The organism is Mesorhizobium sp. M0119 (genome assembly GCF_040322615.1).
In the GTDB taxonomy this organism is placed as follows: Bacteria; Pseudomonadota; Alphaproteobacteria; order Rhizobiales; family Rhizobiaceae; genus Mesorhizobium.
In genome coordinates, this window is the sequence record NZ_JAMYTU010000002.1 from 286,138 (window position 1) to 312,236 (window position 26,099).

Here is a 26,099-nt window from a genome sequence, read left to right on the forward strand (position 1 = left end):
GCTACTCGGCCGCCGCGCGGATGCCGGACGGCGTGTCGGGAAAGGCGCAAACAACCGTGGTGCCCTTATCCCTGCCGGTCTCGATGCGGACGCTGCCGCCATGCAGTTCGACAAAGCTCTTGACGATCGACAGGCCGAGCCCGGCGCCACGGCGGCGGCCGCCATTGGTGCGCGGCTCGAAGCGCCGGAACACGGAGTCAAGCAGGTCCGGCGGCATGCCGGGACCGTCATCGTGAACGGAAAATTCCACGCCGTTGGCAAGCTGGCGGCAGGCGAGCGTTATGGTGCTCGCCTCCGGCGCGTAATTGGCGGCATTGCTAAGCAGATTGTAGAGTATCTGACGGACGCGGATCTCGTCGCCATGGAAGGTTTTCGGCGCGGCAGCCGCGTCGATCCTAAGCTTGATCGCATGTTCCTCCAGCCGGTCGGCGACCAGTTCGGCGGCGGCCGTAATGGTTCGATCGATGTGAACTTCGGAAATGTCGAGTTCCATGATGCCGGCATCCACCGTCGCCAGATCGAGGATGTCGTTGACGATGGTGAGAAGGACCGAGGAGGACGAGCCGACATGCCCGATATATTCGCGTTGCTTCTGGTTCAGCGGACCAGTCGACGGCAGTGAAAGAAGCTCGGTAAAGCCGATGATGTTGGTTAGTGGCGAGCGCAGCTCATATGAGACGTGCTGCACGAATTCATTCTTGATCTGGTCGGACTTTTGCAGCGCCTCATTCTTGTCCTTCAGCGCCCGCTCGACATTGACGCTGTCGGTAACGTCGACGAAGGTCATCATCACCTGGCCGTTGGGCAAAGGGATGACGGCGTAGCGCAAAACAGTGCCGTTGTTCAATTCGGTTTGGCCGTGGCGGTCGCGGCGCTCGTCGTCGAAGCCGGTGATGGCGGCAACGAACCCGCCCCACGGACTGTCGACGGCACGCCGGTCGCAAAGGTCGCGGATCGTCGAGACATGGACGTTGGGTTTTGAGGCATCGGCATCCAGCCCCCACAGTGCCGCGAAGGCCGGGTTGGACAATCTCAGCCTGCCGTCGGGACCGAACACAGCGACGCCTTCGGCAAGGTTGTCGAGCGTCTCACCCTGAACCCGGACGGCGGTCTGGTAGCGGCTTTCAAGGTCCATCTTCTCGGTCAAATTCTCGAACACCCAGGTCACGCCGCCCTTGGGCTGCGGGTTGGCGACGACGCGAATGGTCTTGCCGTCCGGCAGATGCCACCAATGCTCCTGCGATTCAACCGCGCGGTAAGCGCCGAGCAAGCTCTCTTTCCAGCGCCGCCATTCGGGCTGCTCGGCAATCTTGCCTTCGCTGCGCAGGCGATCGAGCAGCAAGGCGTTGTCCGGCGCGCTGTGCAGGAAGCCGCTGTCGAGGCCCCATAGTTTCTGGAACGCCTGATTGAAAAACCGCAATTTCTCGTCGGTATCGAAAATCGCCACGGCAGTGTTGAGCTGATCGAGCGTATCGGCGTGGCTCTGCACGGTCCGCTCATACTCGCCGCGAATGGCCTCGATGGCGCTGATGTCGCAGGCAAGACCAGCCGAACCATCCGCCCCGGCAAAGTCGGTCACGGCAAACATACGCCGGTCGCCTTCGATCACCGTGGAGAGCGCCTGTTCGAAGACGGGGTGCGACTTGTGCTGCGCAGCGATCGTGTCGCGCGCCTGGCCGCCGAGGAATTCCTTGCCGTCACGGACCGCCGCTTCGGCATTCTCGGCCTCGACCGCTTCGGCATAGGCCCGGTTGACCCATTTCAGCCGCCCGTCGACGGTGCGCAGCCATGATGGCATCTTGAGCGCATCCAGAAGGCCGATCAGCGTCTCATGGTCGGCGGCTAAGCGCTGGTTCTCGATCTTCAGCCTGGCCTGGCTTCGCTGTGTCTCCGACAGCGAGACGAAGCGAACTAATACATGCGCCGCACTCTTGCGGCCGTGAACCTCGAGCGGCTGGCCGGCCTGCGATTCGATGACCAGATCGAAGGGCTTTGCCTTGTCCCGCAGCGCTGCGACGGCATGTTCGAGTGCGGCCGCCGAACGCGGCATCAGCCAGCGTCCGAAAGCCAGGAAGGCCGCCCGGTCCTCTGGCGCGCCGCTCTCGATCGGCAATGTCCCGACAAGCTCTGGTTTCTTGTTCTCGGCGGCCCATACGACCACGCGCTGATCGCGGGAATGGAGCAGCGCTTCCGAGCGCTGCAGCGCGGCATTAACGTCGGCGATGCGGGTCCTGAGCTCGGCATTTTCCGCCGAGGTGCGCGCCCTTTCGCGGATCAGAAAGATGGCCGATAGCAATGCCGCCCCCATGACGCCGACGAACATGGCGAGTTGCATGACCTCGACCGTGCTGACCGACAGCCCGGCCTTTTGCGCCACGCGGGTTTGGGCATGTGCAGTAAAGCCAAGCAGCGGACCAACCAGCGCGGAAGAAGCAAGCAGCACCCCGACACGGCTGCCGGCACGCCATAAAAGGCTGCCGCCTCTGGCAGCGGAGCCCGTGATTGAATCGTTATGGCCGCCGGAAACGGCCTGTCCCGCGCAAGGCGGGTTATCCCCCGGCATGTCTTGGTCCTCTTCGCCGCCTGAATGCAAGACCGCCCTGATGCGTGCGCCCGGGCCTCGTCCCCGGACCGCGAATCAGCACCATAGCGCTTGCGCGAATCGGCGTGAAGAATCAATCAGCGCAAAAATAAAGCCGGGCGAAAAGTCAATCGCCCGGCTTCAATATCTAGTGGTAAGTTTCGCCGTGGTTAATAGCGGTAGTGTTCCGGCTTGAACGGTCCCTGCGGAGTGACGCCGATATAGGCGGCCTGTTCGCCGGACAGTTCGGTCAGGCGGGCACCGAGCTTGTCGAGATGCAGGCGCGCGACCTTTTCGTCGAGATGCTTCGGCAGGACATAGACCTGGTTTTCGTACTGACCGGGCTTGGTGTACAGCTCGATCTGGGCCAACACCTGGTTAGTGAAGGACGCCGACATGACGAAGCTCGGGTGGCCGGTGGCGTTGCCGAGGTTGAGCAGACGGCCTTCCGACAAAAGGATCATCCGCTTGCCGTCCGGGAAGGTGATCATATCCACCTGCGGCTTGATGTTGGTCCATTTCAGGTTGCGCAGCGACGCCACCTGGATCTCGTTGTCGAAGTGACCGATGTTGCCGACGATCACCATGTCCTTCATCAGGCGCATGTGTTCGAGGGTAACGACGTCCTTGTTGCCGGTGGTGGTGATGACGATGTCGGCCGTCGGCGCTGCGTCTTCGAGCGTGACCACCTCGAAACCGTCCATCGCCGCCTGCAGCGCGCAGATCGGATCGACCTCGGTGACCTTGACGCGGGCGCCGGCGCCCTTGAGCGAAGCCGACGAGCCCTTGCCGACGTCGCCATAGCCGCAGACGACCGCGACCTTGCCGGCCATCATCGTGTCGGTGCCGCGGCGAATGCCGTCGACAAGCGATTCCTTGCAGCCATATTTGTTGTCGAATTTCGACTTGGTGACGGAATCATTGACGTTGATCGCCGGGAACGGCAGCAGGCCTTTTTTCTGCAACTGATAGAGCCGGTTGACGCCGGTCGTCGTCTCTTCGGTGACGCCGCGGATCGCTTCCTTCTGCTTGGTGAAGAAGCCGGGCGATGCCTGCATGCGCTTCTTGATCTGGGCAAACAGGATCTCTTCCTCTTCGCTGCCCGGATTGGACAGCACATCCTCGCCGGCCTCGGCGCGGGCGCCGATCAGGATGTACATGGTGGCATCGCCACCGTCGTCGAGGATCATGTTGGAGGTGCCGCCATCGGCCCACTGGAAGATCTTGTCGGTGTAGACCCAATAATCCTCCAGCGTCTCGCCCTTGACGGCAAACACCGGAATTCCGGCCTCGGCAATGGCCGCGGCAGCGTGGTCCTGGGTCGAGAAGATGTTGCAGGAAGCCCAGCGGATATCGGCGCCGAGCGCCTTAAGCGTTTCGATCAGCACCGCCGTCTGGATGGTCATGTGCAGCGAGCCGGTGATGCGCGCGCCCTTGAGCGGCTTTTTGTCACCGAATTCCTCGCGGCAGGCCATCAGGCCCGGCATTTCGGTTTCGGCGATCTCGATCTCCTTGCGGCCCCAGCCGGCAAGCGCGATGTCTGCGACCACATAGTCCTTGCTACCCGTCATGGCAGTGCTCCGATGCGAATTGATTGCGGGACGCGCCCGCCCCGAAGGCGTGCCGGAGGGCGCGAGTTGCCGGCCTGACTAGCAGATCGAGAGTCGGACGACAATGGGATATAAAGAAATCTTTATCCGTGCATGTCTTAAGCGGCGACCAACACGTCAGCATTCCTCGCCAAAACGGGAAGCAACCAGTTGCTCCAGCGCATCGATGACCTCTTCGGCCTCCGGGCCGGTGGCGGTGACGCGGATCGAATAACCGGGGCTCGCCGCCAGCATCATCAGACCCATGATCGAGGTGCCGCCGACCTTGACCCCGTCCTTCTCGACCTGGACCGTGGCGTTGAAGCCGCTGGCAATTTGAACGAACTTGGCAGAGGCGCGCGCGTGCAGGCCGCGCTGGTTGACGATCGGAAAGTCGCGAACGATCTTGTCCTTTTCCGGCAACAGCGCACTCATTTACTGCTCAGGAGCTGACTGGCGACATTGATGTATTTGCGGCCGGCAGCCTGCGCCTCATCCAGCGCGGCCGTCATGTTGTCGCCTTTGCGAACGCTGGACAGCTTGATCAGCATCGGCAGGTTCATGCCGGCAATGACCTCGATACGGCCGGATTCCATCACTGAAATGGCGAGGTTGGAGGGCGTGCCGCCGAACATGTCGGTCAAAACGATGACGCCTGATCCCGTATCGACGCGGCCGACTGCGTCGATAATGTCGCGGCGGCGCTGTTCCATATCGTCGTCGGCACCGATCGCCACGGTCTCGAAATTGTCTTGTGGCCCAACGACATGTTCCACCGCATTGCGGAACTCGGCGGCCAGTTGACCGTGCGTTACAAGCACGAGTCCGATCATTCTTTGGTGGCTCCCGTCATGGCCGCTTCACAGGCGCATTTTATGCTCGCCGACCGTTCCAGGTGGCGGGAGCGCTATCTTGTCGACGCAAGGCCCGTTGACAAGCCCAAAATTGCGCCGGCCCAGGCCAATTTGACGCATTGCAGCAAAAAATCGAAATCGGATCACAGGAAAGGCGCAATCGACAGGCGCGACATCACTGCCGGCAAGGCCGCCGCGACATTGCGCCCGGCAAGATCGATGCGCGGCACTGGTACGCCGAAAACGAGTTCGCTCCAGTCTTCCTGGAAGCGGGCCATTTTGCCGGCTGGCACCAGCCGGATAATGAGGTCGATCACGCAGCTTGGCTCGAACTGTATCGGCTTGGGGCCGAATCCCGGCACCTCGACGAGGCCGGCTATGCTGGCTGGTGCGCGGCAGACCAGCCGCCCCTCGCAATCGGCGGCATAGAGCTGGTCATCGCCGATCAGCCGGGAAAACAGCCCGCGCTGGCTGCAATGATCGATCAAGGCGAGCGCCAGCGTCGTCTTGCCCAAGCCGGACGGTCCGGTGATGAGAATGCCGCGATCACCTATCAGGATCGCGGTGCCGTGAATATTTTCAGGCTGCACAATAGGACCAGGCGTGATTGGAATTCATCCGTCAGCCTTCGGCCGGCAGCGTTACCACGAAGCGCGCGCCCTTGATCTCGCCAGGCTTGGTGCCCGGGATGTTCTCGGCGCTCAGCGTGCCGCCATGGGCTTCGACGATCTGCCTGGATATGGACAGGCCAAGGCCCGAGTTCTGGCCGAACGCCTCGCCGGCCGGCCGATCGGTATAGAACCGCTCGAAAATGCGATCGATGTTATCGGCCCGGATGCCGGGCCCATTGTCGTCGACGGTGACGATGTTGAACTTGCCGGCGCGCGCCAGCGATATGGTGATGTGGCCACGTTCTTCGGGGACGAACGAGCGGGCATTCTCGATCAGGTTGGTGATCACCTGGCCGATCCTCAGATCATGGCCGACGACGAAGTAGCCTTTCACGCCCTGCGGCAGTTTGGCGACCTTGAATTCGATCTCGACCGCCTTCTTGTTGCGCGTGGCCTCGCGCGAGACGGCGACCAGATCGGTGATGAACTTCTTCAGGTCGACGGTTCCCGCGTCTTCCCGCGCCAGTTCGGCATCGAGACGGGAGGCATCGGAAATATCGGTGATCAAGCGGTCAAGCCGCCTCACATCGTGCTGGATGATATCCATCAGCCGGCTACGCGAATTGTCGTTCCTGGCCAGCGGCAATGTTTCCACCGCGCTGCGCAGCGAGGTGAGCGGGTTCTTCAACTCGTGCGAGACATCCGCGGCAAAACTTTCGATCGCCTCGATGCGGGCGTAGAGTGCATTGGTCATGTCGCGCACGGCGATCGACAGATTGCCGATCTCGTCCTGGCGGTCGGAGAAGTCGGGGATTTCCTCACGGTTCTTGACGCCGCGGCGAACCCTGACCGCCGCCGCGGAAAGCCGGCGCAGCGGGTTGGCGATGGTGGAGGCCAGCAGCATCGACAGGATGGCGGTAACCAGGGCGGCAATGCCGAACACGCGCAGGATCGCCTTGCGCTCGGCCGCGACGATCTTGTCGATGTCGCCGCCTTCGGTCGACAGCATCAGCACGCCGAGAACGGCACGGAAGCGCTGGATCGGCACCGCCACTGAAACGATCTGCTCGCCCTGCTCCGAGATCCGCACGATCGTCGACGGACTGCCGGTAAGCGCCTTGACCACTTCCGGAAACGCGGCACCGTTGCCACCCGGCTGCTCGCGATAGACGGGCAGCTGCTTGTTGCGGAAGAAATCAAAGACGAATTTCTGGATGCGCTCCAGAAGATCCGGCTGTTCCTCTTCGACCGGCGGCAGATCGTAGCGAAGGATCTGGCCGCGCGAATAGAGATGGCGGGAATCGAGCAGCAGGTTGGCGTCGCGGTCGTAAATGCGGGCGCGTGTGCGCGTCGGCGAGATCAATCGCCTGAGCACCGGCGCCACGCGCTCCGGATTGATCGGGAAATCGAGGTTGTCGAGCTGGTCGGAGCCGGGGCCTAGGCTTTCGCCGGCCTGCAACTCGAGCAGCTTCTCCGGATCGATGCTGATCGAATCGGTCTCGACCGTCGCCGAGGCGGCGATCGCGCCGGCGATGATCTCGCCTTGAGTCATCAGGCTCTCGACACGGGCGTCGATCAGCCCGTCGCGAAAGGTGTTGAGATAGAGAATGCCGGTGACCAGGACCGCAAGGCCGGCAAGGTTGAGAAAGAGGATGCGCCGCGTCAGGCTGGAAAAGATGTGATGGCCGAGAAACCGGCGCATCGGCACCGTAATTTTCGACACGAAGGCGGGCAGAATCCGCGGCGGGCGCCTGGCGGCGCCCGACCGTCTCACTCGCTCAACTTGCACTGCCATCGAATAGCAGCCCCCGCTCAGTCTTTAGTTTGATGCATGCCGTTGCCCCAAAACCGGGACCACTTTTGGGCGACATGCATTAGCGTTTTGATGCATGTCGTTGTCCCAAAAACCGGGACCACTTTTGGGCGACATGCATTAACTCATGCTTCGCGGAACCGATACCCGACTCCGTAAAGGGTTTCGATCATTTCGAAGTCATCATCGACGGCCTTGAACTTTTTGCGCAGCCGCTTGATGTGACTGTCGATGGTGCGATCATCGACATACACCTGCTCATCATAAGCCGAATCCATCAGCGCATCACGGCTTTTTACGACGCCCGGACGCTGGGCCAGCGAATGCAGGATGAGGAACTCGGTGACGGTAAGCGTCACCGGCTCGCCCTTCCAGGTGCACGTGTGGCGCTCCTGGTCCATGACAAGCTGGCCGCGCTCAAGCGACCGAGCCTGCTGGTTGGGCGCCTTGGCCGCCGCCTCGCGGGTGCTGGCGCGGCGCAGCACGGCGCGGACGCGTTCGACCAGAAGACGCTGCGAGAAGGGTTTGCGGATGAAGTCGTCGGCGCCCATCTTGAGGCCGAACAGTTCATCGATCTCATCGTCCTTGGAGGTCAGGAAGATTACCGGCAGGTCGGATTTCTGACGCATCCGGCGCAGCAGCTCCATGCCGTCCATGCGCGGCATCTTGATGTCGAGGATGGCGAGGTTCGGCGGGCGCGCCGCCAGTCCCTCCAGCGCCGACGCCCCATCCGTGTAGGTTTCGACCCGATAACCCTCGGATTCGAGGGCGATCGAAACCGAAGTCAGAATGTTGCGATCGTCGTCGACAAGCGCGATTGTTGCCATTTCAAGCGGCTCCCTCATGAGCTGTCCCTTCTTTCGTCGAGAAGGGGCTTTTGCAGGACAAATTAGGTACAAAATGTGGCATAGGCTCTATCCGCTGTCACGCGCGGCATGCCGGCGGCCACAATTGCACCTCGGACGAATGAACATCACCAATCCTTTGGGCAACCATCAGTGTTTTTGCACATATAAACGATTTAAACAACTTTCAAAATATTTAAATCGATTAATGATTTGATATCATTCGCCTTTTCTGGTTTTGACTTTTTTAGCTCCTGCAATGGGAGTTCCGGAATTCGCCGGTAAAGACGCGGTAAATCGAAGAAGGGACACCCATGTCGGAAGCCGGCAAACGCAATCCTGCATGCGCAATCGATCGGATCGGCCTGAGAACCACTGGCGTGGTGCGCTATAATTTCGGCGCGGCCGCGCTCTACGAGGAGGCAATCCGCCGTGGCGAGGCCCGACTCACCGCGCATGGCGCGCTTGCCGCCGAAACCGGACAGCACACGGGCCGCTCGCCCAGGGACAAATTCGTGGTGCGCGACGAAAGCACGGCGCCGCATGTATGGTGGGACAACAACAAGGCGATTTCGCCAGGACAGTTCGATACGCTGCTTGCCGATTTTCGCGCCCATGCGGCTGAAAAGGACCTTTATGTGCAGGACCTGGTCGGCGGTGCCGACGAGGAGCTGAAGCTGCCAACCAGGGTGATCACGGAGCTTGCCTGGCACTCCTTGTTCATCCGCAATCTGCTCATCCGACCGGCAGCCGCCGAACTCGAGCATTTCATGCCCGATTTGACGATCATCGACCTGCCGTCGTTCCGCGCCGATCCCGCCCGCCACGGCACGCGCGGCGAAACGGTGATTGCCGTCGATCTTTCGCGCATGATCGTGTTGATTGGCGGTACCTCCTATGCCGGCGAGATGAAGAAGTCGGTGTTCACCGTGCTCAACTATCTGCTGCCGACAAAAGGCGTGATGCCGATGCATTGCTCGGCCAATGAAGGGCCGGCCGGCGACGCGGCCGTTTTCTTCGGCCTTTCCGGGACCGGCAAGACGACGTTGTCGGCCGATCCGTCGCGCACGCTGGTCGGCGATGACGAGCATGGCTGGGGACCGCACGGCATCTTCAATTTCGAAGGCGGCTGCTATGCCAAGACGATCAAGCTTTCGGCCGAAGCCGAGCCGGAGATCTTCGCCACCACCCAGCGCTTCGGCACGGTGCTGGAGAATGTGGCGCTCGACGCCGGTCGCGTGCCGGATTTCGACGACGGCGGGCTGACCGAAAACACGCGCTGCGCCTACCCGCTCCACTTCATCCCCAACGCCAGCAAGACGGGGCGCGCCAGCCACCCGAAAAACATCATCATGCTGACCGCCGATGCATTCGGTGTGATGCCGCCGATCGCGCGGCTGACCCCGGCGCAGGCTATGTACCATTTCCTCTCCGGCTATACCGCCAAGGTGGCGGGGACCGAGAAGGGCGTTACCGAACCCGAAGCGACATTTTCGACATGCTTCGGCGCACCGTTCATGCCGCGGCATCCATCGGAATACGGCAATCTGCTGCGCGAGCTCATCGCACACCACGGTGTCGATTGCTGGCTGGTCAATACCGGCTGGACCGGCGGCGCCTACGGCACCGGCAAGCGGATGCCGATCAAGGCAACGCGGGCGCTGCTTGCGGCAGCGCTCGACGGCTCGCTGAAAGCGGCCGACTTCCGGACCGACGCCAATTTCGGTTTCGACGTACCGGTGACGGTTGCCGGCGTCGACCGCGCCATTCTCGACCCGAGATCGACCTGGATCGACAAGCCCGCCTATGACCGGCAGGCGGCAAGGCTGGTCGGCATGTTCGTCGACAATTTCGAAAAGTTCGAGGCCCATGTCGACGCCACCGTGCTCGGCGCTGCACCACGCATGCAGGTAGCGGCTGAATAGCCGTCGCCCCTGGTGATGCTTCAAGGCCCGGCTTCGATCGGGCCTTTTCTTTTTTCGCCTGCCGCGCCATGACTGCGGCATGAACGCCGACGACAAGATCATCATCACCGACGATGCGGTGATTAATCCGGGCGACCTGCACGAGGACTTCATCCGTTCGTCGGGCCCGGGCGGCCAGAACGTCAACAAGGTGGCGACGGCGGTGCAATTGCGATTCGATGCCGCCAATGCTCCAGGCCTGTCGGAGCGTGTGCGCGAACGGACCATCAAGCTCGCCGGCCAGCGCGCCACCAAGGACGGCGTCATCGTCATCGAAGCCGGACGCTTCCGCACCCAGGAGCAGAACCGGGCGGACGCCCGGGCGCGGCTGACGGCACTGGTCGCCAAGGCCGCCGAACCACCACCACCGCCGCGCAAGAAGACAAGGCCGTCCAAGGGCGCGGTCGAAAGACGGCTGAAGACCAAGGCCGGGCGCGGTTCGATCAAGAAACTGCGCGGCCGGGTCGGGGATGACTGACAGCCGAAGCGGCTTCGGATTCCAGATCGCCGGTTAAAGCGCGCAGCCACCGTCGGAGGCGGCTTTCGGGGTCGCCGTTTTCGTTTGACGGTGGCATTCTGATTTCTCCAGACCAACGGATCAAGCGACGCGATGCTCGTACTGCCCAAAGGCGTCCGCCATATGCCCGGCTACCTGTCGCGCGCCATGCAGGAAGTGCTGGTGGAAGACATCAGGCAGGTCGTGCAGGAGGCCCCACTGTTCGTGCCGGCGATGCCGCGCACCGGCAAGGAGATGAGCGTGCGCATGACCAATTGCGGCCCGCTTGGCTGGGTCACAGACAAGGAGCAGGGCTATCGCTACCAGCCGACTCACCCCGTGACCGGAAGGCCGTGGCCGCCGATCCCGGAGATGCTGCTCGAACTGTGGCGGGACGTAGCTGCCTATGCGCACCCGCCAGAGGCGTGCCTGGTCAATTTCTATTCGCAGGATGCCAAGATGGGTCTTCACCAGGACCGCGACGAGAGCGATTTCTCCGCGCCCGTCGTCTCGGTGTCGCTCGGCGACGATTGCCTGTTCCGGGTCGGTCAGACGACGCGCGACGGCGCCACCAAATCGTTCAGGCTGAAGAGCGGCGACGTCGTCGTGCTTGGCGGCGAAGGGCGGCTCTGCTTTCACGGCGTCGACCGTATCTACCCGTCGACCTCGGCATTGCTCAGGAATGGCGGCCGCATCAATCTGACGCTGCGACGGGTGACGGTGCCGAAATAGGCTGTTCGGGTGGCCGGTGGCCCGGGCGGACATAATCATCGCGCAGATAGATGCGCTCGGTCTCGTCCTCGACGAGAATGCGGTAGTGCGCCAGGATGGCGTCGAAGCCAAAACGCCCCATCAGTTGGCTTGTCCACATTGTGTTGTTTTTCTTGAAGACGACGACATCCGGACGCAGACGCGCGAATTCTTCGCGTTTGCTTTCGACGTAACGCGCCATGATGGCCTGGTAACGCGTGGCTTCGGCGGTGTCACCCGAGAGGGCTGCCTGCCGGGACAGGGAAAGTGCGAACGCTCCAAGCCAATCGCTGACATGGGTCGAAACGAACTGCCCATCGATCATGCGGTTCAACGGATGTCCCGAGGAAATATCCGAACTGACCAACGCTACGGTCGGCCGATCGGTGGCGGCGCGAATGGTGGCAACCAGCGCCGGCCCTGGTTTCTGGGTGCTCCAGTACGGCAAGAAAGCGATTGCCACCCCCGCCAGTGCCCAAGCTCGCGAAGGAGCCGTCACGAACGCCAACAGCTTTGGCTGCTGCTGCACGATCCTGGGCACCGCCAGCAGGCAGAAAATGGCTGCCACGGCGCAAAAGATCGCGGGATAGGCATGATAAGACCAGCCTTTCGCTTGGTAGAACAGAGGAAACATGCCGGCGATCGATGCCGCCAACGCTACCGCCGCCAGCTCTGGAAACCGCATGGCAGGCCACAGCCGCCAGATCAGGAAGACAAGGAAACACCACGAGAAACCGTAGCCGATCACAATCGGCCAAAAGATGCCGATCTTTCCATAAACATCGGCCAAGAGGGGATAGATATCGCGCATGAATTCCGGATGGATCAGCGTGACCGTGCTGAGATAGACAACGCAGATGCCGCCAATGACCCAGTGTTCCAGGGCGAAGATCGATTTCAGACTGCGCCGGCGCACTGCAACGACCAGCGCCGGCGCCAACACCATGATCGCATAGTAGGGCTTGACCAGCAGCAGAATGCTGCCCGACAGGCCGGCGAGTAAGGCAAGCCGCGGGCCTGGTTGGGCAGCTGCATCTCTGCGCGCGCGCCAGGCATGAAGCGCCAGCAGCGGCATGAAAAGCGCCATGCCGATATGCTCCCGCTCGCTGAAGGCGTTGCCGGGGAAGATCACCAACATTGCGCAAAACGCCGGCCCCAGTGCAAACAATGATGCAGTTTCGGTGAAACCCGCACGCTTGACGATCACGCCCGAGAGCGAAAGTCCGATAAGCACGGCAAGGTATGTCCAGGCCTCAACCAGGATTTCCGGCGCGGCGCCCAGCATTCTGGCCGCAGCCACTGGTGGCAGATAGAGCCAGACGCTGAATGGAGGATTGGTCTCATAGATTTGCGAGTAAAGCCGCTCACCGGACAGCATACGCTCGCAGACCGTGATCAGCCAGCTGGTATCGGGAACAGTCCCCCAACGCCGCTGCCAGAAGATCGAGAAGACGATGACTGTGGCAACGGCCAGGACATTGCGGCTAGGAAGCAGCGACGCTGCGATATCCCGGCCGGGCCAGCGGCTCAAGCCGTCAATGTCGTTCGAGACGCTCATGATGTTGCACCGAGGCTCTCGAGCTCGAGCCATATGTCGTTCAGCGGAGCGATTGGATCCAGCCGTGCCATGGTTTTCTGGTAGCCTCTGCTCAATCGGTTTGGAGCGGTGCGGACCCCGTGTAATGCAGATAGACAGTGATTTCCGGCTCGGCGTGCAGCAGACGATAGTCGGCCAAAGCGGCAGCGATCCGCTTGTCCTGCAGCATCAGGGCAGTCCACGCGGGCGAGCCTGACAGCACGATATCGGGCTTCTTCGCTGATATCTCGGCGGCGTATTCGCCGATCACCCGATCGCGGATGCTTTCAAGTTCTCGTCTCCGTTCGAGATCGCCGGTGACGCGGGCGAGCGTGTCCGCGTTGGAGACCGCCCAGGCGCTCGGATGGCGTGATATGAACCTGCCGTCGACCAGCCTGGCGAGGGGATGGGCAACCTGCATCTGGTCGGCAATCGACATGATGGTCGGGGTTTCGACCGTCGAGCGGATCGCGGCGACAGACCGGGCGATCGGGCCGTCGTCCGTCGTCAGCGCCGCGTACTGTGCCCTGACCGCTATTTGCAGCACCAGCACGCAACCGAAGATCAGGGCGGCCTTACGAACGAAGCCTGCACTGCGGAATGTGCCGAACCGCACAAGCTGGATGCCAAATGCAAGTGCTGCAACAACGACCATCGGCAACGCGTGATTGGGCCAACCCTTGCCCATGATGATGAACGCCGGAATGAACCCCAGTGCGGTCAGAAGCGGAATCCTGACGTCCCAGCTCGTCTGTCTCAGGCCGCCGGCCACAAGCACGGTGGCGGCGGCCAGAAGCAGCACCACTTTTGGCCAGTTTGCCAGCATATCGGCGGAAGAGGCCCTCAACGGAAGATAGACCTCTCTGACCAAGGGCAGGACTTCGCCGACATAAGCGCGGTCGAAGAGCGCGATGGACGCGACATAGGCGGCCACGATCGCAGCGCCAAGCACGTTCTCCACGACGAAGAGCGGTTTCAGCGACCGCCTTTCAACCGCAAGACAGAGTGACGGCAACATGAAGGCCAGCGCAAAATAGGGCGGCTTGACGATGACCACGACCGCCGCGCCGAAGCCCGCGACCATGTGCTCCAGGCGCGAGCCCGCGCTGAAATCCGGGGTCCGCTGACGTGTGCATTGCAACGCCAGCCAAGGCAAAATGGCAATCAATGCGAAGTGCTCGCGTTGGCCGAATTGATCCGGCATGAAACAGAGGATCAAAAACAGGGCCGCCGCTGCCGCCCACAGCGCATGGGGCTGCCGGTAGACCGGTTCATCGCGCGCGAGAATGCGGACGAAAACGAAAAGACTGGCCAGGCTCAGGCAAACGACGCCAAGCGTCAGCCAGAATTCCGCACGTATGTCAGTGAGCTTTTCCAGCAGCATGAACGGCATGTAGAGCCAGATCGAGAAAGGTGGGTTGGTCTCCACGATGTCCGTGTTGAGCCGCTCCCCGCCAAGCAGGCGGTCGCAGACAACCAGAAGCCACGACACGTCGACATTGGCCGGAATTGCAACGGTCGATAGCCAGACGGCGTATGTGACGACCAGGCTGGCCAGCAGCAACGGAGCACCCGCTACGCCCGCAAACGGCGCGAAGCGGTTGGCGCCGGGCAGCAGTTCACTGAGCGATCGCGCGCTAGAAACCACGAAACACCCAGCGCCCGAGGACGACATAGTTGATGACCGGCACGGCAATGCAGGTAAGCAGGATCGGGACTGCGGCAGGGACGCCGAGCATCTGGGTCAAAAGCCCTGGCAGGGCGATCGCGACAGCGAGGCCGGAAGCAGTGAGCAGGAGGAAGCGGGGCAGTTCCATCGCGTGGCTGCCGCCCGAGGTGAAGGTGAAATATTTATGTCCGGTGTAGGAGAACAGCGCGGCAACGGCGTAGGCCGCAAACGATGTGAGCGCCGCCGGCAGGGCCGCCGTTGCCTGCCCACGCGACAGTAGGAAAGCACAAACGGCATAGATCAGCGTCGACGCAATGCCAATTAGCGCAAAGCGCGATAGTCGACGATACGAGCCGGTGCCCATTACGCGGTCAAGCTGCCAATTTCTCGTCGAGGCGACCGGTTTCGACGGCGTCGTCCTTGCGGAATACCGCCAGCAGCGAAACACCGAAGGGCAGGCTTGCATTTGGTATGATGCGGCCTTCCGCCGAAAACACTGCCTTCATCGCCGCATTCAGTGGTTTCGGCGGCGTGGCATGGCCGGCTGGCAAGGCCGACTTGCGCAACCTGTCCACCAGCCGTGCCAGCGCCGCTACAGGAAAGAGTGCGGCATTTGTGTAGCTCAGCCGGTCGATCGTGAAACCAGCCCTTTCAATTCGTTCACGCAGCAGATTGCGTGAATAGCGCCGCATATGATGCAGCCCCACATCATGCGTGCTCCACAACCATTGGTGTGCGGGCACCGTAAGGATGACGCTGCCGGCTGGTTTCAGCATCTGGCGGATAGCGGCAAGCGACGCCTCGTCTTCGGCGACATGTTCCAGCACGTCGAACAGGCAAACCAGGTCGCAGCTTTGCGGCGTGACAGGAATGTTGTCCGGCAGATGTCCGGCAAGGAAGTCGCGGCCGGTCTTTCCCCAGGCAATCCTGCGTGCGAGATCGCTCATCTCGACTGCCGTCACGGCGCCGAACTGCTCCAGCATCCGGATGTTGCCGCCGGTGCCGGCGCCGATCTCGACGATGCGCGCCTTTTCGGGCAGGTCGATGCTGCGAATGACCGCCTCTGCGATGGCGCGACGCCCGCAGAACCACCAATGCTCGTCTTCGGTGGCGGCCATCTGTCGGTAGGCGTCGAGCTCCATCAGCTCATTCCCTCATATTTGCGGCGCACAATGTAGATCGGACGCTGCTTGATCTCCGCGTAGACCCTGCCGAGGTACTGTCCGATGATGCCGATGCCGAGTAACTGGATGCCGCCAAGGAAAAGAACACTGACCAGCAGCGAGGCGTAGCCGGGAACATCAACGCCAAAGATCATTGTCTTGGCGACGATCAGCAGGCCGTAGAGGAACGACAGTGCGGAAATCGTTGCGCCGACATAGGTCCAGATTTCAAGCGGAGCGGTGGAGAAGCTGGTAATGCCTTCGAGCGCGAAGTTCCACAGCTTCCAGCCGGAGAATTTCGACTGGCCGGCGATGCGCTGATCGCGGACATATTCGACGCTTGCGGTGCGGAACCCGACCCAGGCGAACAGGCCCTTCATGAAACGACGGCGTTCGGGCAAAGACCGCAGCGCCTGGATGACCTGACGGTCGATCAAACGGAAGTCGCCGACATCGTGCGGGATCTTCTGCTGCGCGATCCAGTTGTGAACGCGGTAGAACATCGAGGCGGAGCGCTGCTTGAGAAAACTGTCGCTCGACCGGTTGGCTCGCTTGGCCAGAACGACCTCGAAACCCTCGCGCCACTTTTCCACAAGCAGCGGAATGACATGCGGCGGATCCTGCATATCGACATCCATCGGAATCGCTGCATCGGCATCGCAGCTGTCGAGACCCGCGGTCATCGCCGCTTCCTTGCCGAAATTGCGCGAAAGGTCGATTACGTGGATGCGTGGATCGGTTTGTTGAGCTTCGATCAGCTTTTCGAGCGTCGTATCGCTGCTGCCGTCGTTGACGAAGATGAACTCGAGGGCAACGCCTTTGTCCTTCAGCGGAGCAGTGCTTTCACACACGGCCTTCAGGAAGGGGGCAATCGCGCCTTCCTCATTGTGGACCGGCACGATCAGGGCAATCGTTGCGGCGCCGCTGCCCGGACGTGCGGCGCGGCCAGCTGCCGGCCGATCAATATTTAGGAATGGCGCATTCATTGTTTGCCGAGCCCGCAGATCAAGCCCGACAATAGGAAGACTGGGTTAAGATGACTTTAAGGAATGCCTCAGGATTTCAAAGTTTTCGGAGCGCCACTTCCTCGACCAGATGGTTGGCGCCCTTGCGCAGGATGAGATCGGCTCGGGCGCGGGTCGGCAATATATTCTCGCGCAAATTCTTCAGATTGATGTTGGTCCACAGGCCCTCGGCGATGGCGCGGGCCGCATCCTCGGAAAGTTGCGAATAGCGATGGAAGAAGGAAGCCGGGTCGCGGAAGGCGGTTTCGCGCAGCCGCATGAAGCGGGCGATATACCAGTGATGGATCAGCACCTCCTCGGCATCGATATAGATGGCGAAATCGAAGAAATCCGACAGGAAAGGCACGATCTTGCCGTCCTTCGGCAGCTTGCCCGGCTGCAGGACATTGATGCCTTCGAAAATCAGGATGTCCGGCCGGTCAATGGTCTGGAACTCGCCCGGAATGACGTCATAGGTCAGGTGCGAATAGACTGGCGCGAGGACGTTACGCTGCGCCGATTTGATGCCGGACAGGAAGCGCAGCAGCGCGCCGACGTCGTAGCTGTCGGGAAAGCCCTTGCGCTCCATCAGATTGTTGCGGCGCAGTACTTCGTTCGGCAGCAGGAAACCGTCGGTGGTGACCAGGTCGACCTTGGGACTCGACGGCCAGCGCGCCAGCAGCTCCTTTAGGACGCGCGCCGTGGTCGATTTGCCGACCGCCACGGAACCGGCAATGCCGATGATGAACGGTGTCTTGGCCACGTCCAGCGCGTTGAAGAAGACCTGGCGTTGCCTGAACAGGAGTTGACTGGCTTCGACATGGGCCGACAACAGCCGTGACATCGAAAGGTAAATGCGCTCGACCTCGTGGAGATCGACCGGATCGTTCAGCGACCGCAGACGATGGATCTCGTCTGCGGTCAGCGTCATCGGCGTATCGGCGCGGAACCGCGACCATTGCTCGGCCGAGAAGAAACGATAGGGTGAATACTTCTCGGTAGGAGCGAGCTGGTCCATCGAGTTCCTCCGCAGCGATCAGCCCCGGTCCAGCCGAGACGCCTTTTCGGCGATGCCCGAACGACCGGTGCGGCGTTCAAGCTCGTTGAGCACATCGCTCAGCGGAATGCCCGCTACGCCAAGAACGACAAGCCAATGATAAATGAGATCGGCGCTTTCCGAAACAAGCGCGGCCCTGTCGGCGCTGACGGCTGCGATCACCGTTTCGACCGCCTCTTCGCCGAGTTTCTGCGCTGCCTTGCTCATGCCGCGCTGAAAGAGCTTGGCCGTCCACGAATCCGGATCGCCGGAACGTGCGCGTTCGCCAATGATCTTCTCCAGATCGGAGAGCGAGAACTCAGTCATGACGGCGTTTACAGCCTCTTCTTAGCCGGAAAGGCTCTAGGACCGATTACCCGGCGAGTCCAGCCGCATCGGCAGTCCGGCCTGAGCCATATGCAGCTTAGCCTCGGCGATGCTGTAGGTGCCGAAATGGAAGATCGACGCCGCCAGCACCGCGCCGGCATGGCCATCGCGAATGCCTTCGACCAGGTGGTCGAGCGTGCCGACGCCGCCGGAAGCGATAACCGGCACGCGTACGGCGTCGGCGACCGCGCGGGTTAGGGCTATGTCGTAGCCGGCCTTGGTGCCGTCGCGGTCCATCGATGTCAGCAGGATCTCGCCGGCGCCGAGATCGACCACTCGCCGAGCGAACTCGACGGCATCGATGCCGGTCTTCTCGCGGCCGCCATGGGTGAATATCTCCCAGCGATCAGCCTCGCTCGCAGCGGACACTTTCTTGGCATCGATGGCGACGACGATGCACTGGTTGCCGAATTTGTCGGCAGCCTCGGCGACAAAATCTGGGGTCTTCACCGCCGCCGTATTGATCGACACCTTGTCGGCGCCGGCCAAAAGCAGCTTCCTGATGTCGGCGACCTGACGGACGCCACCGCCAACGGTCAGCGGCATGAAACATTGTTCGGCGGTGCGGGCGATGACATCGAAAATGGTCTCGCGGTTTTCCGACGAGGCGGTGATGTCGAGAAAGCAGAGCTCGTCGGCGCCGGCCGCATCATAGGCTTTTGCCGCTTCGACGGGATCGCCGGCATCGACCAGGTCGACGAAATTGACGCCCTTGACGACGCGGCCGTTCTTGACGTCGAGACAGGGGATGACGCGGGCTTTCAGCATCAGATCCTCTCGATCGCCGCAAGAAAATCGACAAGCAGCTGGCCGACGATGGGCGGAACCTCGGCCTGGGAATCAAAGGCCGGGTCGTAGGCCGAGAGCGTCACGCCGACGATCGGGATTGACCTGGCCAGTCCGCAGGCAAGCTGCCGTAGCTGTTCCGGGCTCGGGCCGCCCGGATGCGCGTAGCGGTTCACCTGCAACACATCCGGATCGAGGACATCCAGGTCGAGATGCAGATGTGCCCGCACAGCCCCTGCCGCTGTGAGCTTTCCGACTCTATCGAGTGCACCGGCACATTCGGTGCGCATGATCGGCAAAGTTTCCAGCAGGCGCTTTTCGTCGGGATCGAGGTCGCGGGCATCGATCAGGATGCAGCGCGCCGGGTCTATCGGCCGGAACCCCGGAATCGCTGCCGCCATCGGACGCCAGCAGAGCCCGAGCGTCGCCGCCAGCGCCATGCCCTCGAGAAAGCCGTAGGCGGACGTCTCCGGCGTGTTGAGATCGCCATGCTGGTCGATCCAGATGATCGAATCCGCAACTTCACCGGCGACCGCACCGACGGCGGTCAGGCAATTTCCAGCAAGGACAATGGGGAAGCCTCCTCCGTCGCGGGCGAGGCCGACCTTGGCCGCGACGGCGTTGCAGACGGCGAAGCCGGTTGCAATTTCGCGCCCCTGCTCGTCTCCGACCTTGCCGATATCTTCGACGGTAACATCATGGCCAGCCACGGTCAGGGCTTCGACGAGCCCCCCGCCGATGATGGCGTCCGGCCCCTCGCCACACCCTTCGTGATAGTGCCCGCTGTCGTAGGGAGCGAGGATAATCGAGACTTTCATGATGACGCCCCTGCCATCGGTTTGCCGCGCAGGATCGCCAGTGCCTCGACCGGATCGATGCGGCCGTCGTAGAGCGCGCGGCCAGAGATCGCGCCTTCGAGCTTCTGCGCATCGGGCATGGTCATGCGCACGATGTCGGCGATCGAGGCGAGCCCGCCCGAGGCGATGACCGGGATCGAAACCGCCTCGGCGAGATCGATGGTGGCGTCCCAGTTGATGCCGGTCAGCACCCCGTCGCGATCGATGTCGGTGTAGATGATGGCAGCAACGCCGGCGCCTTCGAATTTCCTCGCCAGTTCGATGACGCCGAGGCTCGATGCCTCGGCCCAGCCTTCGACCGCGACCTTGCCGCCCTTGGCGTCGATGCCGACGGCGATCTTGCCCGGGAACGCCTTGCACGCCTGCCTGACCAGATCCGGATCGCGCACCGCCACGGTGCCAAGAATGACGCGGGCCAGCCCACGGTCGAGCCAGTCCTCGATTTGCGCCAGGGTGCGGATGCCGCCGCCGAGCTGCACCGGATTGTTCGTCGCCTTGAGGATGGCGCCGACCGCCGCGCTGTTGACGCTCTGGCCCTTGAAGGCGCCGTTGAGGTCGACGACGTGCAGCCATTCGAAGCCCTGCTCTTCGAAGGCGCGTGCCTGAGCCGCGGGATCGTCATTGTAGATCGTCGCGGTCGCCATGTCGCCATGCCGGAGGCGCACGCATTTGCCGTCCTTGAGGTCTATCGCCGGAAACAGAAACACCTTCAGGCGCCTTCGACGATGACAAAGTGGCCGGTCGAGCCGGCGAGCCTGTACTTCAAGGCCTCCTGGTACTCAGGCGAGCCGTAGCATTCCATCGCCTTTTCATAGGATTCGAATTCCACCAGCACGTGGCGATTGCCTGTCGGCCCTTCCGGGCTGGTATACCGCCCGGCGCGCACCGGGAACGTCGCGCCGTATTTCGCGAAAGCCGCGGCATTGGCCTCGATGTACTGCTTGTAGATCTCGGGATCGTGGACATCGACCATTGCCATCCAATAGCCCTTCTTGCTCATGATTCAGGGCCTCCAGCCTAGGAAATTGGTGATCAGCGCCAGGCCCAGCGCCTGGCTCTTCTCGGGGTGGAATTGCGTTCCGGCAAGGTTGTCGCGGGCGACAGCGGCCGTTACCGGGCCGCCATAGTCGGCAACCGCCAGCACCTCATCCTCCTTCCGTGCGTCGAGATGGTAGGAGTGGACGAAATAGGCGTGCAGTCCCTTGCCGCCCGTCGCAATGCCGGAAAACAGCGGATGCTTGCGCTTCAGGTCAATCGTGTTCCAGCCGATCTGCGGGATTTTCAGTGTCGGATCGGCCGGCGTGATCTCCTTGACGTCGCCGGCGATCCAGCCAAAGCCCTTTGTGACGGTCTTCTCCAGGCCTCGCTCCGACATCAGCTGCATGCCGACGCAGATGCCAAGGAACGGCCGAGCCTTGGCGATCGCCGCCTCCTCCACCGCTTCCCACATGCCGGCGACCGCGCGCAGTCCAGCGGCGCAATCGGCATAGGCGCCGACGCCGGGCAGGACGATGCGGTCGGCGGTCCTGACCCGCTCGGCATCGGCGGTGAGTTCGATCGCGGCGGCAATGCCGGCTTCATGCGCGGCGCGCTCGAAGGCCTTGGCGGCCGAGCGCAGATTGCCCGACCCGTAGTCGATGATCGCGACCCGCATCTCAGGGCTTTCCCGGAATATGGTTCAGCCCCAGCGCCATGCCCATCTGCGCCGGCCGGGCAAGTGCTGCGTCCGGAACGATGCGTTGCACCGGCGGTTGTTCATCCGACTGGGCTTCGGCTTCCAATGCATAGCGGATGTCGGCGTCGTCGAGCCTGTCGGCCTCGACCACGCCCCATTCATGCCAGCCGCGACGGCGCAGGGCTGCGATCCGCAAGCCCTGCCCTTCCAGTCCGACAAAGAGCATGACAAGCAGGGATAAAAGCGAGCCGGCTGTTTCCTGGCCCAGCCTTTCGCCCAGCATCGACAGCAGCCCCATGGCGACAAAGGCCAATGCCGCCTCGACCCACAGCCGGTGCCAGGCCAGCCACAGCGGGGGTACCAGGAAGCCGAGCCAGGCAAAGCCATCGCGCACAAAGGTGGCGTCCACGCTTTCGCTGCGGCCTGGCGGCTCCATCACGACATAGATGGCCATGGCGTTACCCTTTCAGGGATCCCTTGGTGGAGGGAACCGCATCCGGCTGGCGCGGGTCGCGCTCAAGTGCCGAACGCAACACACGCGCCACGGCCTTGAAGCAGGTCTCAGCGATGTGGTGGTTGTTGGCGCCGTAATAATTGGTGACATGCAGCGTGATGCCGGCATTCTGCGCCAGCGCGTGGAAGAATTCGCGCACCAGCTCGGTGTCGAACGTACCGATCTTCGGCGACGAGAATGAAACATTCCAGACCAGAAAAGGCCGGCCGGAGACATCGATTGCCGCCCGCGTCAGTGTCTCGTCCATGGCAAGATCGATCGACGCGTAGCGCATGATGCCGCGCCGCTCGCCCAATGCCGTGGCCAGCGCCTGCCCAAGCGCGATACCAGTATCCTCGACCGTGTGGTGGTCGTCTATGTGCAGGTCGCCCTTGGCCTTCACCGTCATGTCGATCAGCGAATGGCGCGACAACTGGTCCAGCATATGGTCGAAGAAGCCGACGCCCGTCGAAATGTCGGATTTGCCCGAGCCGTCGACCTGAACCGACACGGAGATGTCGGTTTCCTTGGTCTTGCGGCTTATCTCGGCGGAACGGGGCGCCATGACCTCATCCTTGTCTCAGATTTGCACGATTCAGGCGTTCACATGCCTGAAAACGAAAGCCTTCTAGCAGCATGATCCGGCGATTGCCAGTTACCGCTGCGGAGCACTATCCGGCCCGGCGGATGGCCGGTTTGCAATCGTCCGGCCTATGCATACATATGGCCGATCAAGTCACTCGTAACGCGCCGATCGCCTCGATGGGATCGGTGCTTATCGGAGCAGAAAATGTCGAATGAACTGACCATGCATGCCACGACCATCCTGACCGTGCGCAAGGGCGGCAAGGTGGTGATCGCGGGCGACGGCCAGGTCAGCCTCGGCCAGACCATCATGAAAGGCAACGCCAAGAAGGTACGCCGCATCGGCAAGGGCGGCAACGTCATCGCCGGCTTCGCCGGCGCCACCGCCGATGCCTTCACTCTGCTCGAGCGGCTCGAAGCCAAGCTCGAACAATATCCCGACCAGCTGACACGCGCCTGCGTCGAGCTCGCCAAGGACTGGCGCACCGACCGCTATTTGCGGCGGCTGGAAGCGATGATGCTGGTGGCCGACAAGTCGGTGTCGCTGGCGCTGACCGGCACCGGCGACGTGCTGGAGCCCGAATTTGGCGTCATGGCGATCGGCTCGGGCGGCAATTACGCGCTGGCAGCGGCACGCGCGCTGATAGATAGCGACAAGGGCGCAGAGGAGATCGCCCGCAAGGCGATGCAGATCGCGTCAGACATTTGCGTCTACACCAACAACAGCTTCGTCGTCGAAACCCTCGATGCCGCCTGAGCGGAGCCTCCGCTATGGTTTTCGGCCGGTGACCGAGAGGGACCTGCCGATGATCGCCGGCTGGCTTGCCGAGCCGCATGTCGCCGAATGGTGGAACGATCCAGAGGCCGAGATCGCGGAGATCCGCGAACATATCGACAGCATTTCGGTCGAGCCGCTGATTATCGAGCTCGACGGAAAGCCCTTCGGCTATTTGCAGAGCTACGATCCGCATCTGGAGGACGGCCATCCCTATAGAGACCAGCCGTTCGGCACGCTCGGCATCGATCTGTCGATCGGCGTGCCGGGGCTTGTCGGGATCGGCCACGGCTCGGCGATCGTCCGGCAGTTCGTCAAACAGCTTTTCGAGGAAGGTGCGCCGCGCGTCATCATCGACCCGGATCCCGCCAATGCACGGGCTATCCGTGCCTATGAAAAGGCCGGTTTCACGGCTATCGATCGCAGGAAGTCGGAATATGGCGATGCCGTGCTGATGGCGATTGATGCCCCAGAGGGTGATGCCGAACAGGGTGATGCCGAACAGGGTAACGCAGAAGAGGGGCAATAGCAGCATGAGCGTATCCAGCGACAAAACCGTCTCGGCCTACGAAGACAGCTGGCGAATGGGGCTTCTGCTGGTTCTCGGCCTGGTCATCTTCCAGGCAGGGGTCCTCTACGGCATGGGGCGGACGCCGATTTGCACCTGCGGCTACGTCAAGCTGTGGCATGGCATCGTGCAGAGCTCGGAAAATTCCCAGCATATTTCCGACTGGTACAGCTTCTCGCACATCATTCACGGCTTCCTGTTCTATGCGCTGGCGTGGTGCCTTTTCCCGCGCTCGCCGATCGGGCTCAGGCTGGCCTTTGCGGTGGTGGTGGAGGGCGGCTGGGAACTGCTTGAGAACAGCCCTTTCATCATCGATCGCTACCGCGCCGGCACGATCTCGCTCGACTATTATGGCGACAGCATCATCAATTCGGTGTCCGACACGTTGGCCATGGTGCTGGGGTTTGTCATGGCGCGAAGGCTTCCTATATGGGTGATCGTAACCCTCGCCCTCATCTTCGAATTCGGTGTCGGCTATCTCATCCGGGACAATCTGACACTCAACGTGATCATGCTGCTGCATCCGTTCGAGTCCATTCGGCAGTGGCAAAGTGGAATTTAGTGACATGAGCACCTTCTCTCCCCGCGAAATCGTTTCGGAACTCGACCGCTTCATCATCGGCCAGAAAGACGCCAAGCGCGCCGTGGCGATTGCCTTGCGCAACCGCTGGCGCCGCCAGCAGCTCGAGGGCCAGATGCGCGAAGAGGTGATGCCGAAGAACATCCTGATGATCGGCCCGACCGGTGTCGGCAAGACCGAGATATCGCGCCGCCTGGCGCGCCTTGCCGGTGCGCCTTTCGTCAAGGTCGAAGCCACCAAGTTTACGGAGGTCGGCTATGTCGGCCGCGATGTCGAGCAGATCATCCGCGATCTGGTCGAGATCGCCATCGGGCTGGTGCGCGAGAAGATGCGCGAGGACGTCAAGGCGCGTGCCCACATCAACGCCGAGGAAAGGGTGCTCGAAGCCCTCGTCGGCAAGACGGCAAGCCCGGCCACCCGCGACAGTTTCCGCAAGAAGCTGCGCGACGGCGAACTCGACAACAAGGAGATCGAGATCGAAGTGGCCGATACCGGCAATGGCGGCATGCCCGGCTTCGAGATCCCCGGCATGCCGGGCGCCAATATCGGCGTGCTCAATATCAACGACATGCTGTCGAAGGCGATGGGCGGCAAGAAGACCAAGTTGCGCAAGACGACGGTCAAGGAGTCCTACGGGCTGTTGATCGGCGACGAGTCCGACAAGCTGCTCGATCAGGACGAAGTGGTGCGCAGGGCACTCGAATCGACCGAGAATGACGGCATCGTCTTTCTTGACGAGATCGACAAAATCGCCTCGCGCGAAGGCGGCATCGGTGCCGGTGTTTCGCGTGAAGGCGTGCAGCGCGACCTGCTGCCGCTGGTCGAAGGCACCACGGTTGCGACCAAATACGGACCGGTGAAGACCGACCACATCCTGTTCATCGCCTCGGGCGCGTTCCACGTCGCCAAGCCCTCCGACCTGCTGCCGGAATTGCAGGGCCGCCTGCCGATCCGCGTCGAGCTGCGGGCGCTTGAGAAGGACGATTTCGTCCGCATCCTCACCGAGACCGAAGCCAGCCTGATCAAGCAGTATATCGCGCTGATGAAGACCGAAGGCGTCGACCTGGTCTTCACCGATGACGCGATCGATTCGTTGGCCGGCATCGCCGTGGACCTCAACGCCAGCGTCGAGAACATTGGCGCCAGGCGGCTGCAGACGGTGATGGAGCGGGTGCTGGACGATATCTCCTATGACGCGCCGGACCGCAACGGCACCTCGGTGACCATCGATGCCGCCTATGTCGAGAAGCACGTCGGCGACCTCTCCAGAAACACGGATTTGTCGCGTTTCATCCTGTAGGAGACGCTCCATCCTCGAAGAGGCCGGGGAATTGCTCCCGGTCTCCGCTTAAGTCGGCCCGGCCTCCCCGATGTGTGGCCAAATGGAAGCATCCGGCAAGCTTTCGTCCCGTCCGGTGCAGGCGTCTCTCGACTCCCGGTGG

28 protein-coding genes are annotated in these 26,099 nt (G+C 62.0%); 7 read left to right on the forward strand and 21 right to left on the reverse strand.

Features of this window, described 5'->3' with window-relative positions; genetic code table 11:
- Window position 1 precedes the first annotated feature (1 nt).
- The 7 genes from NKJ40_RS03225 to NKJ40_RS03255 all read right to left on the reverse strand — a co-directional run bounded on the left by NKJ40_RS03225 (window position 2) and on the right by NKJ40_RS03255 (window position 8,275).
- Window positions 2–2,563: a sensor histidine kinase gene (locus NKJ40_RS03225; protein WP_352464658.1), complete on the reverse strand. Its 2,562-nt coding sequence runs from the start codon at window positions 2,561–2,563 to the stop codon at window positions 2–4.
- A gap of 188 nt (window positions 2,564–2,751) precedes the next feature.
- Complete coding sequence (ahcY, locus tag NKJ40_RS03230; protein ID WP_352464660.1) at window positions 2,752–4,152, reverse strand: adenosylhomocysteinase; 1,401 nt, start codon at window positions 4,150–4,152, stop codon at window positions 2,752–2,754.
- Between the two features lie 156 nt (window positions 4,153–4,308).
- Window positions 4,309–4,605: an HPr family phosphocarrier protein gene (locus NKJ40_RS03235; RefSeq protein WP_023677551.1), complete on the reverse strand. Its 297-nt coding sequence runs from the start codon at window positions 4,603–4,605 to the stop codon at window positions 4,309–4,311.
- A complete protein-coding gene (locus NKJ40_RS03240) occupies window positions 4,602–5,003 on the reverse strand; it encodes a PTS sugar transporter subunit IIA (protein ID WP_254815942.1) in 402 nt (133 codons plus the stop codon). Before NKJ40_RS03240 ends, NKJ40_RS03235 begins: the two co-directional genes overlap by 4 nt.
- A 164-nt stretch (window positions 5,004–5,167) precedes the next feature.
- Window positions 5,168–5,614, reverse strand: coding sequence for an HPr kinase/phosphorylase (locus NKJ40_RS03245; RefSeq protein ID WP_352464662.1), 447 nt, complete (start codon window positions 5,612–5,614; stop codon window positions 5,168–5,170).
- Between the two features lie 31 nt (window positions 5,615–5,645).
- Entirely contained in the window at window positions 5,646–7,430 is a 1,785-nt protein-coding gene (locus NKJ40_RS03250; RefSeq protein ID WP_352464664.1) for a sensor histidine kinase, read from the reverse strand.
- A 143-nt stretch (window positions 7,431–7,573) separates the two neighbouring features.
- Window positions 7,574–8,275 carry a response regulator transcription factor gene (locus NKJ40_RS03255; protein WP_023677547.1) on the reverse strand — a complete coding sequence of 234 codons (702 nt, stop codon included), beginning with the start codon at window positions 8,273–8,275 and terminating at the stop codon, window positions 7,574–7,576.
- A gap of 332 nt (window positions 8,276–8,607) precedes the next feature.
- Here NKJ40_RS03255 and NKJ40_RS03260 point away from each other — a divergent pair, with 332 nt between their 5' ends.
- The 3 genes from NKJ40_RS03260 to NKJ40_RS03270 all read left to right on the forward strand — a co-directional run bounded on the left by NKJ40_RS03260 (window position 8,608) and on the right by NKJ40_RS03270 (window position 11,485).
- Window positions 8,608–10,218, forward strand: a complete 1,611-nt coding sequence (locus NKJ40_RS03260) for a phosphoenolpyruvate carboxykinase (protein ID WP_352464666.1) — start codon at window positions 8,608–8,610, stop codon at window positions 10,216–10,218.
- A 79-nt stretch (window positions 10,219–10,297) separates the two neighbouring features.
- Window positions 10,298–10,735, forward strand: coding sequence for an alternative ribosome rescue aminoacyl-tRNA hydrolase ArfB (gene arfB / locus NKJ40_RS03265; RefSeq protein ID WP_352464667.1), 438 nt, complete (start codon window positions 10,298–10,300; stop codon window positions 10,733–10,735).
- Between the two features lie 132 nt (window positions 10,736–10,867).
- Window positions 10,868–11,485, forward strand: a complete 618-nt coding sequence (locus NKJ40_RS03270) for an alpha-ketoglutarate-dependent dioxygenase AlkB family protein (RefSeq protein WP_352464669.1) — start codon at window positions 10,868–10,870, stop codon at window positions 11,483–11,485.
- Here NKJ40_RS03270 and NKJ40_RS03275 read toward each other — a convergent pair.
- From NKJ40_RS03275 to hisB, 14 genes are all read right to left on the reverse strand, one after another.
- On the reverse strand, window positions 11,448–13,061 hold the full coding sequence (locus NKJ40_RS03275) for a hypothetical protein (RefSeq protein WP_352464671.1): 1,614 nt from the start codon (window positions 13,059–13,061) through the stop codon (window positions 11,448–11,450). The genes NKJ40_RS03270 and NKJ40_RS03275 overlap by 38 nt on opposite strands.
- Before the next feature lie 91 nt (window positions 13,062–13,152).
- Window positions 13,153–14,727, reverse strand: coding sequence for a hypothetical protein (locus NKJ40_RS03280; protein WP_352464673.1), 1,575 nt, complete (start codon window positions 14,725–14,727; stop codon window positions 13,153–13,155).
- A complete protein-coding gene (locus NKJ40_RS03285; protein WP_352464675.1) occupies window positions 14,717–15,112 on the reverse strand; it encodes a GtrA family protein in 396 nt (131 codons plus the stop codon). Before NKJ40_RS03285 ends, NKJ40_RS03280 begins: the two co-directional genes overlap by 11 nt.
- A 7-nt stretch (window positions 15,113–15,119) precedes the next feature.
- Entirely contained in the window at window positions 15,120–15,890 is a 771-nt protein-coding gene (locus tag NKJ40_RS03290) for a class I SAM-dependent methyltransferase (RefSeq protein ID WP_352464677.1), read from the reverse strand.
- Complete coding sequence (locus tag NKJ40_RS03295) at window positions 15,890–16,897, reverse strand: glycosyltransferase family 2 protein (protein ID WP_352464679.1); 1,008 nt, start codon at window positions 16,895–16,897, stop codon at window positions 15,890–15,892. Before NKJ40_RS03295 ends, NKJ40_RS03290 begins: the two co-directional genes overlap by 1 nt.
- A gap of 76 nt (window positions 16,898–16,973) precedes the next feature.
- Complete coding sequence (gene coaA, locus NKJ40_RS03300; protein WP_292660333.1) at window positions 16,974–17,933, reverse strand: type I pantothenate kinase; 960 nt, start codon at window positions 17,931–17,933, stop codon at window positions 16,974–16,976.
- A gap of 18 nt (window positions 17,934–17,951) precedes the next feature.
- Complete coding sequence (locus NKJ40_RS03305) at window positions 17,952–18,278, reverse strand: phosphoribosyl-ATP diphosphatase (protein WP_292660336.1); 327 nt, start codon at window positions 18,276–18,278, stop codon at window positions 17,952–17,954.
- A 36-nt stretch (window positions 18,279–18,314) separates the two neighbouring features.
- Window positions 18,315–19,109 carry an imidazole glycerol phosphate synthase subunit HisF gene (gene hisF, locus NKJ40_RS03310; protein ID WP_352464788.1) on the reverse strand — a complete coding sequence of 265 codons (795 nt, stop codon included), beginning with the start codon at window positions 19,107–19,109 and terminating at the stop codon, window positions 18,315–18,317.
- Window positions 19,106–19,942, reverse strand: a complete 837-nt coding sequence (locus tag NKJ40_RS03315; RefSeq protein WP_352464681.1) for an arginase family protein — start codon at window positions 19,940–19,942, stop codon at window positions 19,106–19,108. Before NKJ40_RS03315 ends, hisF begins: the two co-directional genes overlap by 4 nt.
- The gene (gene hisA, locus NKJ40_RS03320) at window positions 19,939–20,688 is read right to left on the reverse strand and encodes a 1-(5-phosphoribosyl)-5-[(5-phosphoribosylamino)methylideneamino]imidazole-4-carboxamide isomerase (protein WP_352464683.1); all 750 of its coding nucleotides are present in this window, start codon (window positions 20,686–20,688) and stop codon (window positions 19,939–19,941) included. Before hisA ends, NKJ40_RS03315 begins: the two co-directional genes overlap by 4 nt.
- Window positions 20,689–20,690: 2 nt before the next feature.
- Window positions 20,691–20,981, reverse strand: coding sequence for a DUF1330 domain-containing protein (locus tag NKJ40_RS03325; protein WP_352464684.1), 291 nt, complete (start codon window positions 20,979–20,981; stop codon window positions 20,691–20,693).
- 3 nt (window positions 20,982–20,984) lie between these two features.
- Entirely contained in the window at window positions 20,985–21,635 is a 651-nt protein-coding gene (gene hisH, locus NKJ40_RS03330) for an imidazole glycerol phosphate synthase subunit HisH (protein ID WP_352464685.1), read from the reverse strand.
- Between the two features lies 1 nt (window position 21,636).
- A complete protein-coding gene (locus NKJ40_RS03335) occupies window positions 21,637–22,110 on the reverse strand; it encodes a DUF2628 domain-containing protein (protein ID WP_352464687.1) in 474 nt (157 codons plus the stop codon).
- Window positions 22,111–22,114: 4 nt separating this feature from the next.
- On the reverse strand, window positions 22,115–22,714 hold the full coding sequence (gene hisB / locus NKJ40_RS03340; protein ID WP_352464689.1) for an imidazoleglycerol-phosphate dehydratase HisB: 600 nt from the start codon (window positions 22,712–22,714) through the stop codon (window positions 22,115–22,117).
- Window positions 22,715–22,939: 225 nt separating this feature from the next.
- Here hisB and hslV point away from each other — a divergent pair, with 225 nt between their 5' ends.
- Genes hslV through hslU form a run of 4 tightly spaced genes read left to right on the forward strand, consistent with a single transcriptional unit; the run spans window position 22,940 to window position 25,957 of the window.
- Window positions 22,940–23,491, forward strand: a complete 552-nt coding sequence (hslV, locus tag NKJ40_RS03345; protein WP_352464691.1) for an ATP-dependent protease subunit HslV — start codon at window positions 22,940–22,942, stop codon at window positions 23,489–23,491.
- Complete coding sequence (locus tag NKJ40_RS03350) at window positions 23,481–24,038, forward strand: GNAT family N-acetyltransferase (protein ID WP_352464693.1); 558 nt, start codon at window positions 23,481–23,483, stop codon at window positions 24,036–24,038. The genes hslV and NKJ40_RS03350 overlap by 11 nt, the downstream gene beginning before the upstream one ends.
- Before the next feature lie 4 nt (window positions 24,039–24,042).
- Window positions 24,043–24,639 (forward strand): DUF2585 domain-containing protein, encoded by a 597-nt coding sequence (locus tag NKJ40_RS03355; protein WP_352464695.1) that lies wholly within the window; start codon window positions 24,043–24,045, stop codon window positions 24,637–24,639.
- Between the two features lie 4 nt (window positions 24,640–24,643).
- Entirely contained in the window at window positions 24,644–25,957 is a 1,314-nt protein-coding gene (hslU, locus tag NKJ40_RS03360) for an ATP-dependent protease ATPase subunit HslU (RefSeq protein ID WP_352464697.1), read from the forward strand.
- The last annotated feature ends 142 nt before the right edge of the window (window positions 25,958–26,099 follow it).